Source organism: Serratia sp. BNK-12 (assembly GCF_047456085.1).
Classification (GTDB): Bacteria; Pseudomonadota; Gammaproteobacteria; order Enterobacterales; family Enterobacteriaceae; genus Serratia; species Serratia liquefaciens.
Genome location: NZ_CP179896.1, coordinates 4,126,794 through 4,140,200, shown reverse-complemented (window position 1 = coordinate 4,140,200; position 13,407 = coordinate 4,126,794). Strand labels below are relative to the sequence as shown.

Below are 13,407 nucleotides of genomic sequence, written 5' to 3'. Positions count from 1 at the left end.
GTGTCACAAAACTGACGCATAATGGCGCCCGCAATCAACTGTGATCGCTAACACATTGGCAGGATTGACGATGGCAAGACGCATACTGGTGGTGGAAGACGAAGCGCCGATCCGTGAGATGGTGTGCTTTGTGTTGGAACAGAATGGTTACCAACCGTTGGAAGCTGAGGATTATGACAGCGCCGTGACGCGCCTGTCTGAGCCGTTCCCTGATTTAGTGTTGCTCGACTGGATGTTACCCGGGGGATCGGGCATTCAGTTTATTAAACATATGAAACGTGAAGCGCTGACCCGCGATATTCCGGTGATGATGTTGACCGCGCGCGGTGAAGAAGAAGACCGGGTGCGCGGCCTGGAAGTCGGGGCGGATGATTACATCACCAAACCCTTCTCACCGAAGGAACTGGTGGCGCGCATCAAGGCGGTAATGCGCCGTATTTCACCGATGGCGGTGGAAGAAGTGATTGAAATGCAAGGGCTGAGCCTGGACCCTTCCTCACACCGCGTGATGGCTAACGAACAAGCGCTGGATATGGGGCCGACCGAGTTCAAGCTGTTGCACTTCTTTATGACCCATCCTGAACGCGTTTATAGCCGTGAGCAGTTGCTTAATCACGTCTGGGGCACTAACGTTTATGTGGAAGACCGCACCGTTGACGTGCACATCCGTCGGCTCCGTAAGGCGTTAGAGACCAGTGGTCATGACAAAATGGTTCAAACCGTTCGGGGCACCGGCTACCGATTCTCAACGCGCTACTGATCGCGCCGCGCTGGAGAATATGCCGTGTTAGAACGTCTATCCTGGAAGAGGCTGGCCCTAGAGCTGGCCCTTTTCTGCCTGCCTGCCTTACTGTTGGGGCTGATTTTTGGTTATCTGCCCTGGCTGCTGCTGGCCTCCGTGCTGGCGGCGTTGGTATGGAATTTCTACAATCAACTCAAACTTTCCCACTGGCTGTGGGTTGACCGCAGCATGACGCCGCCGCCTGGCCGCTGGAGCTGGGAACCGCTGTTTTACGGCTTGTATCAGATGCAGCAACGGAACCGTCGTCGGCGCCGTGAGCTGGCGCTGTTGATCAAACGCTTCCGTAGCGGAGCGGAATCGCTGCCCGATGCGGTAGTGATGACTACCGTCGAAGGCAATATCTTTTGGTGCAACGGGCTGGCGCAGCATTTGCTGGGTTTCCGCTGGCCGGAAGACAATGGCCAGCACATTCTCAACCTGTTGCGTTATCCGGAGTTCAGTCACTATCTGCAACAGCAGGAGTTCTCCCGCCCTTTGACGCTGCAACTGAATAACGAGCATTACGTCGAATTTCGTGTGATGCCCTACTCCGAAGGGCAATTATTGATGGTAGCCCGCGATGTGACCCAGATGCGTCAACTGGAAGGGGCTCGGCGCAACTTCTTCGCTAACGTCAGCCACGAGCTGCGCACGCCGCTGACGGTATTGCAGGGTTACCTGGAAATGATGAGCGACGAAGAGCTGGATGGTTCGCTGCGCGGTAAGGCGTTGGGCACCATGCAGGAGCAGACTCGCCGCATGGACGGACTGGTCAAGCAACTGCTGACGCTGTCGCGCATCGAGGCGGCGCCTAACGTTGAAATGAACGAGCGGGTTGATATCCCCCTGATGTTGCGGGTGTTACAACGTGAGGCGCAATCGCTGAGCGGCGGCAACCACGAGATCACCTTCCGGGTGAATGAGCAGTTGAAAGTGTTCGGTAACGATGACCAACTTCGCAGTGCGGTGTCGAATCTGGTGTATAACGCCGTCAATCATACGCCGAAAGGCACCAATATTGAGGTCAGCTGGCAGCAGACGCCAAGCGGCGCGCAGTTTCAGGTCAGTGATAATGGGCCGGGTATCGCGGCCGAACATATTCCCCGTTTGACCGAACGCTTCTACCGCGTTGACAAAGCCCGTTCACGCCAGACCGGCGGCAGCGGGTTGGGGTTGGCGATCGTCAAGCATGCGCTCAGTCACCACGATGCGCGGCTGGAGATCCTTAGCGAGCAGGGCATCGGCACCCGATTTATCTTTACCTTGCCTAACCGGTTGATTGTTCCCGCAGCTTTGTCAGAGAATGCGGTGAAAAATTAACGCGAGAGGCTGGCATGATCCGAATCACCCGAGGGCTGTTGCTTTGCCTGGCGCTGTTGGCAAGCCGAGGCGCGCTGGCACAGCCGGATGGCATGCTGTCCGGCAACCTGTCTAGCGTCGGCTCCGATACGCTGGCGAACCTGATGGCGCTGTGGGCGCAGGACTTCAGCCAGCATTATCCCAACGTTAATCTGCAAATCCAGGCCGCCGGTTCCTCCACGGCGCCAACCGCATTGGCGGCTGGTGCAGCGCAGCTTGGCCCGATGAGTCGCCCGATGAAGGCCGCGGAAGTCTCTGCATTCGAGCATCGTTACGGTTATGCGCCGTTGGCGGTACCGGTCGCGGTCGATGCGCTGGTGGTGCTGGTGCATCAGGACAATCCGCTGCGCGGTCTTAATCTGCAGCAGCTCGACCGAATTTTCTCCGCGACTCTGCGCTGTGGCGAGAGCCAGCCTCTGACGAGGTGGGGGGAACTGGGGCTGACCGGTGATTGGCAACAGCGTGCGCTGCAACGTTTTGGACGTAATTCGGCCTCCGGCACCTACGGCTATTTCAAACTGCGTGCGCTGTGTGGCGGCGATTTTATGCCGCGCGTCAATGAGCTGCCGGGCTCGGCTTCAGTCGTGCAGGCGGTGGCCGGTTCGCTGAACAGTATCGGCTATGCCAGTATCGGTTTTCGCGCCAGCGGCGTACGGCTGTTACCGTTAGCGGAGACCGGCCAAAACTATGTGACGCCAAATGATGCCAACGTGCGTAACGGCAGCTATCCGTTGTCGCGCTATCTGTATATTTACATTAATAAAGCGCCCAACCAGCCGCTGGAGCCGCTGACGGCGGCATTTCTCGATCGCGTGCTGTCGGACACCGGGCAAAATCTGGTCAATCACGACGGCTATCTGCCACTGCCGCCACAGACTCTGCAGAAAACCCGCCTGGCGCTGGGCCTGCAATAAGCCTGCCTCTGGGCACCTTGAGTGCCCAACATGAATTTCTTTCATCCCCTGTGAAAATTCTTCCGTTGCCGCCCGTCAGTCGACGTGACAGCATGCTGATTATAAGTCATCTAGACGTCTAGAAGTCTATTTAATAACCCGGCGTAATAGTTCACACTGTAAATCACTGAGGCAAAGGCCCGAGCTTTTGCCGGCTAGCGGGAGTCATATTATGTGCGATTGCAATTCTGCCTTTCACGCTGACGTTGTCGGCAGTCTGTTACGCCCTGCGGCGCTGAAAACCGCTCGCCAACAGTTTCTGCAGGGCGAGATTGATGCCCTTCAGTTACGGGAAGTTGAAGACCAACAGATCCGTCTGGCGGTGGCAAAACAGAAAGATCTCGGTTTGGCAGTCGTGACGGATGGAGAGTTCCGTCGAGCGTGGTGGCACTTCGACTTCTTGGAAGGGCTGGACGGCGTGGAAGGTTATGACGCGGAGCAGGGGATCCAGTTTAACGGCGTACAAACGCGGGCGCGCAGTATCAAGGTGGTCGGCAAATTGGGCTTCAACCCGCAACATCCGATGCTGGAGGACTTTCGTTTTCTGAAGGCCATCGCCGGTGATGCGGTGCCGAAGATGACCATTCCAAGCCCGAGCGTGCTGCACTTTCGCGGTGGGCGTAAGGCCATCGACAGCCAGGTTTATCCGGATCTGAACGCCTATTTTGACGATCTGGCGCAGACCTACCGCGAGGCGATCAAGGCGTTTTATGATGCCGGTTGCCGCTATCTGCAACTGGATGACACCGTGTGGGCCTACCTGTGCTCTGACGATCAACGGCGGCAGATCCGCGAACGTGGAGACGATCCGGATCTTCTGGCGCGCATATACGCGGATGTGCTGAATGCGGCGATCGCCGATAAGCCGGAGGATCTGATCATCGGGTTGCACGTTTGCCGCGGTAATTTCCGCTCCACCTGGATCTCCGAGGGCGGCTATGAACCTGTGGCGGAGATCCTGTTTGGTCAGGTGAATATCGACGCTTTCTTCCTGGAATACGACAATGAGCGTTCCGGTGGTTTCGAGCCGCTGCGTTTTATCAAGCCGGGCAAACAGCAGGTGGTGCTGGGCCTGATTACCACCAAAAACGGGGAACTGGAAAACCCCGAGCAGGTGAAACAAAGGCTTGAAGAGGCGGCGCAGTTTGTCGATCGTCGACAGCTTTGCCTCAGCACCCAGTGCGGTTTCGCTTCGACTGAAGAGGGCAACAGCCTGAGTGAGCAGCAGCAGTGGAATAAACTGCAAAGCGTGGTGAATATTGCCGAGCAGGTTTGGTAGGGCAAAAAATCGGTTCAGACCGCGCGGAAACTGGTGGTTTATTGGCGGTTTCGCGCGGTCATGAGGCATCTTCTTCACGTTTTGTGAATGCGTTGCTCAAAAATGATACAAATCATGTATTGTATATTTATTGATAGCCCCTATGATCGACTGGTGTCGAAAGATAATCTGGTCGATAGCTCTGCTTTTTGTCATGCGACTTGCCTTTCAACGCTATAAACGTTTAACTTAGCCTCCGTTGTCGGACTAAACCTCCATTTATAACTCCTAAAACTCTGCCCATCATCATGAGTGGTCACTTTCGAATAAGGACAAAACGCCGGACGTTATGCGTTTTCTGCTCTTATTGGTCTCGCGATGAAATGGCAAGCCGGCAACCGGATGGGGCTTAACGCTACCTCCATATCGGGCATTTTTTTTCATTTGAACAGGCAACACGACATCGTATGAGTCATCGTTTAACGTCAAAAGATATTATCGCATTGGGTTTTATGACCTTTGCCTTATTCGTCGGCGCCGGGAATATCATTTTCCCGCCGATGGTCGGTTTACAGTCCGGTGAACACGTCTGGACCGCAGCTATCGGCTTTCTGATCACCGCCGTCGGTCTGCCGGTGATGACCGTGATCGCCCTGGCGCGCGTCGGTGGCGGCATTGACGCCCTGAGCTCGCCGATTGGCCGTCGCGCCGGTCTGTTGCTGGCTACCGTCTGCTATCTGGCCGTAGGCCCGCTGTTCGCCACGCCGCGTACCGCGACCGTCTCCTTTGAAGTGGGCATTGCACCGCTGACCGGTGATGGCGCCATGCCGCTGTTTATTTACAGCCTGGTGTACTTCGCGTTGGTGATCGGCATCTCGCTGTATCCGGGCCGCCTGCTCGATACCGTGGGCCACGTACTGGCACCGCTGAAAATTGTTGCGCTGGGCGCGCTCGGCATCGCCGCGCTGGTTTGGCCGGCAGGTACGCCTATCCCGGCGACCGACATTTATCAGAACGTTCCTTTCTCTTCCGGCTTCGTCAACGGCTATCTGACCATGGATACGCTGGGCGCGCTGGTATTCGGCATCGTCATCGTTAATGCTGCGCGTTCCCGCGGCGTTAAAGATGCCGGTTTGCTGACGCGTTACACCATCCTGGCCGGGCTGATTGCCGGTGTGGGCCTGACGCTGGTTTATCTGAGCCTGTTTAAGCTGGGCTCCGGCAGCGGCGTGTTGGTACCCGACGCGACCAACGGCGCGGTGATCCTGCATGCTTACGTGCAAAACACCTTCGGTGGGCTGGGCAGCTTCTTCCTGGCGGCGCTGATTTTCATCGCCTGTATGGTGACTGCGGTTGGCCTGACCTGCGCTTGCGCCGAGTTCTTTGCCCAATATCTGCCGTTCTCCTACAAGACGCTGGTGTTTATTCTGGGGCTGTTCTCGATGGTGGTGTCCAACCTGGGCCTGAGCCATCTGATCCAAATCTCCATTCCGGTGCTGACCGCGATTTACCCGCCGTGTATCGTGCTGGTGGTGCTGAGCTTCACCCTGCGTTGGTGGAACAGCGCGCCGCGTATTATCGCGCCGGTGATGTTAGTCAGCCTGTTGTTTGGTATCCTTGACGCGGTGAAAGCGTCCGCCTTCCAGCAAGTGCTGCCGGATTGGACCAATCACCTGCCGCTGGCAGAACAGGGTCTGGCATGGTTGTCGCCTTCGCTGTTGATGCTGGTGCTGGTCGCGATTTATGACCGGGTTTGTACGCGTTCCGAAGTGACCGCGCACTCCTAATCCCCCGGCTAAATTTTGGGCCACGGACTTGTCCGTGGCTTTTTTACGTTTAAAAAACACGGGTTATTTTCATGCAACAACAGTCACCCACCGCTCCCACGCCCAATAAGCTAAAACGCGGTCTCAGCACCCGTCACATTCGCTTTATGGCTTTGGGTTCGGCTATCGGCACCGGCCTGTTCTACGGTTCGGCGGACGCGATTAAAATGGCCGGCCCTAGCGTTTTGCTGGCGTATCTGATTGGCGGCATCGTCGCTTTTATCATCATGCGTGCGCTGGGCGAGATGTCGGTCAACAACCCGCAGGCCAGTTCGTTCTCGCGTTATGCACAGGACTACCTGGGCCCGATGGCCGGATATATCACCGGTTGGACCTACTGTTTTGAAATCCTGATCGTCGCGATTGCCGACGTGACCGCTTTCGGCATCTATATGGGCGTGTGGTTCCCTGAGGTACCGCACTGGATTTGGGTGCTGAGCGTGGTGCTGGTGATAGGCGCCATCAACCTGATGAGCGTGAAGGTGTTCGGTGAGCTGGAGTTTTGGTTCTCCTTCTTTAAAGTCGCCACCATCATCATCATGATTGCCGCCGGTATCGGTATCATCATCTGGGGGATTGGCAACGGTGGGCAGCCGACCGGCATCCATAACCTGTGGTCTAACGGTGGCTTCTTCAGCAACGGCTTTATCGGCATGATCCTGTCGCTACAGTTGGTGATGTTCGCCTACGGCGGTATCGAGATTATCGGTATCACTGCCGGTGAAGCCAAGGACCCGAAAACCTCCATTCCCAAGGCCATCAACTCGGTACCGTGGCGTATTCTGGTGTTCTACGTCGGTACGCTGTTTGTCATTATGTCTATCTACCCGTGGAATCAGGTGGGTACCAACGGCAGTCCGTTCGTGCTGACTTTCCAGCATATGGGCATTACCGTGGCGGCGGGCATCCTTAACTTTGTGGTGATCACCGCGTCGCTGTCGGCGATTAACAGCGATGTGTTTGGTGTTGGCCGCATGCTGCACGGCATGGCCGAGCAGGGCCATGCGCCGAAGATGTTCAGCAAGGTGTCCAAACGCGGGATCCCGTGGGTCACAGTGGTGGTGATGATGCTGGCGCTGTTGCTGGCGGTGTATCTCAACTACATCATGCCGGAAAACGTGTTCCTGGTGATTGCCTCACTGGCGACCTTCGCCACCGTATGGGTGTGGATCATGATCCTGTTCTCGCAGATTGCCTTCCGTCGCAGTCTGAGCAAAGAGCAGGTGAAAGGCTTGGCGTTCCCACTGCGCGGCGGGGTGTTTACCTCGGTGGTGGCGATCATCTTCCTGGTGTTTATCATCGGTCTGATTGGTTACTTCCCAACGACTCGCGTATCGCTGTACGCCGGGCTGGTGTGGGTGGCGGTGCTGCTGGCGGGCTATTACTTCAAGGTCAACCGCCAGAAGAAGCTGGCGACGCTGGCGCAGCAACAGGATTGAAGATGAAAACACCGGCCATGAGCCGGTGTTTTTTTAATGCTTTTCCTCAGGTTCGTCGTCACCGAAGGCGCGCGCTTCGATACGCAGGCTGCTGTCGCTCAGCCTTTCCTCTTTCCCCTCGCCGGCACAGCGTGCCAGCACTTCGCGAATATCCTGCATGCTGCTGCTCAGGGCGCTAAGCGACGGTTGCAGAGTACGGCTCATGCGGCTTTCATCCAGCGAAGCGCTGTGCAGACAGCCGATGAACAACAGCGTGGCCAGCAGGGTAAACAGCCGATGTTTTACCTGTTTCAGCAATGGCATCTCTTCTTTCCGGTGGCTGGGTGAGCGTATTAACACCGCTTTAGGTGGGCAAGAAAAGAGGCTGGAGATATCTGCTGGCAATTGGCGGAGAATAATTACCAGCAGAAACAGTTACGTCAGCCTGCGTCAGGAAATGTCTGCCGCCTGTCGCAGGGGGTTTAGCATGCTGCGCATGTCGTTACCGGTCGGCGTTTGATGCACCCGCAAATCGAATTCGTTAATCACCGCCAGGATATGGTCAAAGATATCCGACTGAATGCTCTCGTATTCAGCCCAAACCGTGGTGTTGGTGAAAGCGTAAATCTCCAGCGGTAAACCTTCTGGCAGTGGTGCCAACTGGCGCACCATCAGCGTCATATTTTGGTGAATGCCGGGGTGAGCGCGCAGATAGGCCACCAGGTAAGCGCGCAGCGTGCCAAGGTTGGTCAGGCGGCGGCCGTTGAGCGGTGAACTGAGATCTACGCCAGTCTGCTGATTATGTTGGCTCAGCTCCTGCGTTTTATCGTTCAGGTAGCGTTGCAGCAGCGGGTTACGGTTCAGGCGCTGTTGTTCTTCCTCCGACAGGAAATGCACGCTGGTGGTGTCGATATTGATACTGCGCTTGATGCGACGGCCACCGGATTCCGACATGGATCGCCAGTTTTTGAAGGAGTCGGAGATTAGCGCGTAAGTCGGGATGGTGGTCACGGTATTGTCCCAGTTGCGCACTTTCACCGTGGTCAGGCCAATGTCGGTCACCGCGCCATCGGCGCCGTATTTCGGCATTTCCAGCCAGTCGCCGATGCTCAGCATGTCGTTAGCGGAAAGCTGGATGCCGGCCACCAGGCCGAGGATCGGGTCCTTAAAGACCAGCATCAGCACCGCAGTCATCGCCCCCAGGCCGCTGAGCAGCAGCAAGGGTGATTTTCCCATCAGCAGTGAAACGATCATGATGCCGATCAGGATCGCCGCGACCAGCTTCAGGCCCTGGAAAATACCGCGCAGCGGCAACTGATTGGAGATCGGGCTTTGGCGCAGCATTGCCAGCAGCGTGTCCAGTAAGGAAAACAGCGACAGCAGGGCGAAGCCCATGATCCACACCTGAGCGGCGGTGACAATAATCGCCTGGGTCTCACTGCCGGCGTGCAGCCACAGCACCGCCTGCAGATTAATGATTACCCCTTGCAGCAACAGCGCCATGCGCTGGAACAGCTTGTACTGGGTGATCGCCTGCTGCCAGACACGCTGCGACCGTTGGCCACGGCGTTGGATTGCTGCCAACACCACGCGGTGCAACACCAGGTGGATCACTACCGAAATCAGGACGATCAGTCCCAGCACCATCAGCAGGGACATGACTCCGCTAAATTCCAGCCCGAATTTTTCCAGCCACAGGGTTATCTGTTGTTGCATTGCCGCTCCTTTAAAAAATGCGCAAAAAATATCCAATACACTCAAAAGACGTTAGCCTAATGGTTACGGGTCATAATGTGCGGCTGTTTACCCTTTTTTACATAGGGTTAGCGCTGACTGCTTATCTCCACCCCCCGGCTCCTCCCCGAGTTTACCGGCCAGAGAGGAGGGGGACTGACACTCAACGTGGCATTGTTCGTGGCATTGAATAACGTCGTCGATTTCGTTTTGTACAGCTGGAGGAAAGTCATGCTTAACGCCTGGCATCAACCGGTCCCGCCTTTTGTGGTGAAGAAGGGACAACGCCTGGATATCACGCTGTGGTTACAGGGCAATGAACTGCCTGAACAGGTTTTTTTACGCGCCGAGCCGGACAATGAAGAATGGCTGCTGATCATGAAAGGGCAGCAGGTTGGCGGGTTGCAGCGATATCAGGCCAGCCTGACCCTGAATGAGGGCGAGGCAACCCGCCGTTACTGCTTCAAGCTGGTCTGGGCCGACCGCCAGCAATGGTTCGGTCCACAGGGAGAGTCTCTGACGCCGCCGGGACAATTGACGCAATTTGCCGTCGACGTGCCCGACAGCAGCCCGCAATGGGTGGCCGACCAGATTTTCTATCAAATCTTTCCCGATCGCTTTGCCAGCAGCGGCGGCGAACACGGCATTCAGAGCGGCAGCTATCGTCACCATGCCGCCGGCTGCGATGTCGTTCGCTGTGACTGGCAGCAGCCGCTGGAGGACCGACACGCCGCGTCCACCTTCTATGGTGGCGACCTGGACGGCATTAGCCAAAAATTGCCTTACCTGCAGCAGTTGGGCGTGACGGCGCTCTATCTGAACCCGATCTTTACCGCACCCAGCGTGCATAAATACGATACCGAAGACTATTATCAGGTCGATCCCTATTTGGGCGGCAACGTCGCCTTGCAACGTTTGCGAGTGAGCACTCACAAGGTGGGGATGAAACTGGTACTCGACGGGGTATTTAACCATACCGGCGATTCCCACCCGTGGTTTGATCGTCACCAGCAAGGCGACAGCGGCGCTTGCCACCACCCGGATTCTCCCTATCGTGGCTGGTTTAATTTCTACCCGGATGGCCGTGCGCTTGACTGGAAGGGCAACGCCAGCCTGCCGAAGCTCAACTTTGCCGAACCCCAGGTGGCGGAGGCGATTTATCGCGGTGAGGGCAGCGTAGTGCGCCATTGGTTACGCCCGCCCTACAGCATTGACGGCTGGCGGCTGGACGTGGTGCATATGCTGGGTGAAAACGGCGGGGCCACCGGCAACCTGCGGCATCTGGCAGGCATTTATCACGCGGTTAAGCAGGAAAATCCGCAGGCCTATGTACTGGGCGAGCATTTTGGCGATGCGCGGCGCTGGCTGCATGCCGGCGTTGAAGATGCGGCGATGAACTACATGGGCTTTGCCCTGCCGGTGAGGGGGTTTCTCGCCGGATTGGACGTCGCGCATCACCCGGTGCGGATGTCGGCGGCGGAGTGTGCACAATGGATGGACGGCTACCGGGCAGGCTTGCCGCATGGCCGCCAGTTGATCCAGTTCAATCAACTCGACAGCCACGATACCGCGCGCTTTCTGACGCTATTGCAGGGCAACCGGGCGCGGATGCAGATGGCGGCAGTGTGGCTGATGAGTTGGATCGGTGTGCCCTGTTTATATTATGGCGATGAAATTGGCCTGGATGGCGCCAACGATCCATTCTGTCGGAAACCCTTCCCGTGGGATGAGAGCCACTGGGATCGGCCCCTGCTGGCTTTGTTCCAGCGAATGGCGGCGCTACGCAAACAGAGCCTGGCGCTGCGTCGCGGTGGCTGTCAGGTGCTGCACGCGGTCGGAGAGACCTTGGTATTTGTGCGTCTCTATCAACAAGAACAGGTGTTGGTGGCATTGCAGCGTGCTGGCAGCGGTGCAGTGACGTTGCCGTACACGCCGTTGCTGGCCGCAGGCCAATGGCAGCGGCTGGAAGGAAAGGGCGAAATGGAAGAAACGCAGAATGCGATGGCGCTGCAGCTGGGTGAAGAGTCCGTGACCCTGTGGCGGCGGCTGGGTTAAGACAGAAAAGGGCCGGTATCCCGGCCCTTAATTCAGTGAGTGGGCGTTCACACGCCCAATGAGCCGATCAATATCCCACGGCAGAACCGGCTGGGCGGCGAACGTCATTGGCACCGTACAGGTAGCCTTCGCGCACCTTGCCGGACACTGCCGAATCGTTGCCGGAGTTGGCCGGGCTGACTCCGGCGGCACCCGGCAGGCCCACCAGAATCAGCTCCGCCGCGCCCCACGGCGTTTGTTCAACCATCTTGTAACCCATACCGGCAAGGATTTTAAGCGTATCGGCAGAAACGCCGCGCTGCTCGTAGTAAACCTCATCCGGCAACCACTGATGGTGGATACGTGGCGCATCTACCGCCTCCTGCGGCGCCATGCCGTGGTCAATCACGTTGAGCGCGGTCTGCAGGGTGATGGTGATGATGCGGGAGCCGCCCGGCGAGCCGAGTACCATAAAGATTTTATTGTCTTTGGTCACCAGCGTCGGGCTCATCGATGATAGTGGGCGCTTACCGGGGGCAATGCTGTTGGCGGTACCCTGCACCAGGCCATAGAGGTTTTTCTCGCCGACCTTGACGGTGAAGTCATCCATTTCATCATTGAGGAAGAAGCCGGTGCCCGGTGCGATCACCACTGCGCCAAAGCGGCCGTTAACGGTATAGGTGGTAGAGACGGCGTTGCCATCATGATCGACAATCGAGTAATGGGTGGTTTCCGGCTTCTCGTGGGGTTCCATGCCGGGCTGTACGTTTTCCGACGGTGTAGCTTTGTCAGCGACGATTTTCTTGCGGATTTCTTCGGCATAGCTCTTGCTGACCAGCCTGTCGATCGGATTCTTGATGAACTCAGGGTCGCCAAGGTAGGTGTTGCGGTCCATATAGGCGTGGCGCATCGCTTCGGTCATGGTATGGATTGCCGCTGCCGAATTGAAGCCCATGCTTTTCAGGTCATAACCCTCAACCACGTTGAGGATTTCGCACAGCGTCACGCCGCCTGAGCTGGGTGGGGGCGCCGATACAAATTTATAGCCGCGATAGCTACAGGTGATCGGCGGGGTTTCGGTCACTTTGTAGTTGGCGAAATCGGCCGCGGTCAGGATACCGCCGCCTTGTTTGGCTGCCGCCTCTACCGCTTGGGGGATTTTGCCTTTGTAGAAGGCGTCTGGCCCCTCTTTGGCGATAGCGGTCAGGGTGTTGGCCAAATCGTTTTGCACCAGGCGATCGCCCGGCTGCAGTGACGTGCCGTCAGCGCGCAGGAAGATTTTGGCGGATTCCGGATCTTGCTTAAAGCGCGCGACGGTCGTATCGAGAATATCGGTGTCGGCACGGGTCAAGATAAAGCCCTCGCGCGCCAGTTTGATGGCCGGCGCCATGACCTGTTCGCGGCTCAGCTTGCCGTATTTAACGCGCGCAGTTTCCATTCCCAGTACCGTACCCGGCACGCCCGCCGCCAGATAGCCATACAGGCTGGCACCTTTCTTCACGTTGCCCTCGGCATCCAGATACATGTTGGCATTGGCCGCCGCCGGCGCGGTTTCACGGAAATTGATAAAGGTATCGGTGCCGTCAGCCAGGTGCACCGTCATAAAGCCCCCGCCGCCGATGTTGCCGCAGCACGGGTTGACCACCGCTTGCGCGTAACCCACAGCCACGGCTGCGTCTATGGCATTACCGCCCAGTTTCAGGATATCGACGCCGACCTGAGAGGCCAGATGTTGCGATGTTACCACCATGCCGTTTTTGGCTTCGACCGCCGGATTGGATGCGGCATACAGGCTGCTGCTGACCAGCAGCGCCGCCATGGTCAGCGGCTTGCTCCATTTCTGTAAAAACATAGTTATTCCTACCCTGTCAGTTTTCTTATTGTGTTTGGCTTGCCACCGGTGTCGTGCAAAGAGTGGGCCAGCGTTATTGATACTAGCTGCTGATAGGGATACGTGCGGAAAACCGCCGGGGAAATGTGAGCGGAAACAAGGAAATGAAGCACGATAACTGGGCAATACGCCCTAATTTGGCGCAAAAAAAAC

Annotated in this window: 10 protein-coding genes; 7 read left to right on the top strand and 3 right to left on the bottom strand. The window is 57.0% G+C overall.

Annotation, left to right across the window (positions count from 1 at the left end):
* Positions 1 to 70 precede the first annotated feature (70 nt).
* The 6 genes from phoB to proY all read left to right on the top strand — a co-directional run bounded on the left by phoB (position 71) and on the right by proY (position 7,616).
* Positions 71 to 760, top strand: coding sequence for a phosphate response regulator transcription factor PhoB (gene phoB, locus ACMGG1_RS19325; protein WP_020825449.1), 690 nt, complete (start codon positions 71 to 73; stop codon positions 758 to 760).
* A 24-nt stretch (positions 761 to 784) separates the two neighbouring features.
* The gene (phoR, locus tag ACMGG1_RS19320; protein ID WP_020825450.1) at positions 785 to 2,101 is read left to right on the top strand and encodes a phosphate regulon sensor histidine kinase PhoR; all 1,317 of its coding nucleotides are present in this window, start codon (positions 785 to 787) and stop codon (positions 2,099 to 2,101) included.
* Positions 2,102 to 2,115: 14 nt separating this feature from the next.
* Positions 2,116 to 3,054: a PstS family phosphate ABC transporter substrate-binding protein gene (locus ACMGG1_RS19315; protein ID WP_046374370.1), complete on the top strand. Its 939-nt coding sequence runs from the start codon at positions 2,116 to 2,118 to the stop codon at positions 3,052 to 3,054.
* A 211-nt stretch (positions 3,055 to 3,265) separates the two neighbouring features.
* Complete coding sequence (locus ACMGG1_RS19310; RefSeq protein WP_048759631.1) at positions 3,266 to 4,372, top strand: cobalamin-independent methionine synthase II family protein; 1,107 nt, start codon at positions 3,266 to 3,268, stop codon at positions 4,370 to 4,372.
* A gap of 446 nt (positions 4,373 to 4,818) precedes the next feature.
* A complete protein-coding gene (gene brnQ / locus ACMGG1_RS19305; protein WP_020825453.1) occupies positions 4,819 to 6,138 on the top strand; it encodes a branched-chain amino acid transport system II carrier protein in 1,320 nt (439 codons plus the stop codon).
* Between the two features lie 71 nt (positions 6,139 to 6,209).
* A complete protein-coding gene (gene proY, locus ACMGG1_RS19300) occupies positions 6,210 to 7,616 on the top strand; it encodes a proline-specific permease ProY (RefSeq protein WP_020825454.1) in 1,407 nt (468 codons plus the stop codon).
* 33 nt (positions 7,617 to 7,649) lie between these two features.
* On the opposite strand, the gene ACMGG1_RS19295 is transcribed toward proY, so the two are convergent.
* Together ACMGG1_RS19295 and ACMGG1_RS19290 are read right to left on the bottom strand one after the other, a co-directional pair.
* Complete coding sequence (locus tag ACMGG1_RS19295; protein WP_371078515.1) at positions 7,650 to 7,913, bottom strand: hypothetical protein; 264 nt, start codon at positions 7,911 to 7,913, stop codon at positions 7,650 to 7,652.
* A gap of 132 nt (positions 7,914 to 8,045) precedes the next feature.
* Positions 8,046 to 9,311 (bottom strand): mechanosensitive ion channel family protein, encoded by a 1,266-nt coding sequence (locus ACMGG1_RS19290; RefSeq protein ID WP_046374368.1) that lies wholly within the window; start codon positions 9,309 to 9,311, stop codon positions 8,046 to 8,048.
* A 249-nt stretch (positions 9,312 to 9,560) separates the two neighbouring features.
* Between ACMGG1_RS19290 and malZ the strand changes: the two genes are divergently transcribed.
* A complete protein-coding gene (malZ, locus tag ACMGG1_RS19285; RefSeq protein ID WP_122077476.1) occupies positions 9,561 to 11,384 on the top strand; it encodes a maltodextrin glucosidase in 1,824 nt (607 codons plus the stop codon).
* A gap of 67 nt (positions 11,385 to 11,451) precedes the next feature.
* Here malZ and ggt read toward each other — a convergent pair whose 3' ends face one another.
* On the bottom strand, positions 11,452 to 13,215 hold the full coding sequence (gene ggt, locus ACMGG1_RS19280; RefSeq protein WP_414160941.1) for a gamma-glutamyltransferase: 1,764 nt from the start codon (positions 13,213 to 13,215) through the stop codon (positions 11,452 to 11,454).
* Positions 13,216 to 13,407: the final 192 nt, after the last annotated feature.

Coding starts and splice junctions, on each gene's coding strand:
- phoB (WP_020825449.1), top strand. CDS start 71: ATGGCAAGACGCATACTGGTGGTGGAAGACGAAGCGCCGATCCGTGAG.
- ACMGG1_RS19315 (WP_046374370.1), top strand. CDS start 2,116: ATGATCCGAATCACCCGAGGGCTGTTGCTTTGCCTGGCGCTGTTGGCA.
- ACMGG1_RS19310 (WP_048759631.1), top strand. CDS start 3,266: ATGTGCGATTGCAATTCTGCCTTTCACGCTGACGTTGTCGGCAGTCTG.
- brnQ (WP_020825453.1), top strand. CDS start 4,819: ATGAGTCATCGTTTAACGTCAAAAGATATTATCGCATTGGGTTTTATG.
- proY (WP_020825454.1), top strand. CDS start 6,210: ATGCAACAACAGTCACCCACCGCTCCCACGCCCAATAAGCTAAAACGC.
- ACMGG1_RS19290 (WP_046374368.1), bottom strand. CDS start 9,311: ATGCAACAACAGATAACCCTGTGGCTGGAAAAATTCGGGCTGGAATTT.
- malZ (WP_122077476.1), top strand. CDS start 9,561: ATGCTTAACGCCTGGCATCAACCGGTCCCGCCTTTTGTGGTGAAGAAG.
- ggt (WP_414160941.1), bottom strand. CDS start 13,215: ATGTTTTTACAGAAATGGAGCAAGCCGCTGACCATGGCGGCGCTGCTG.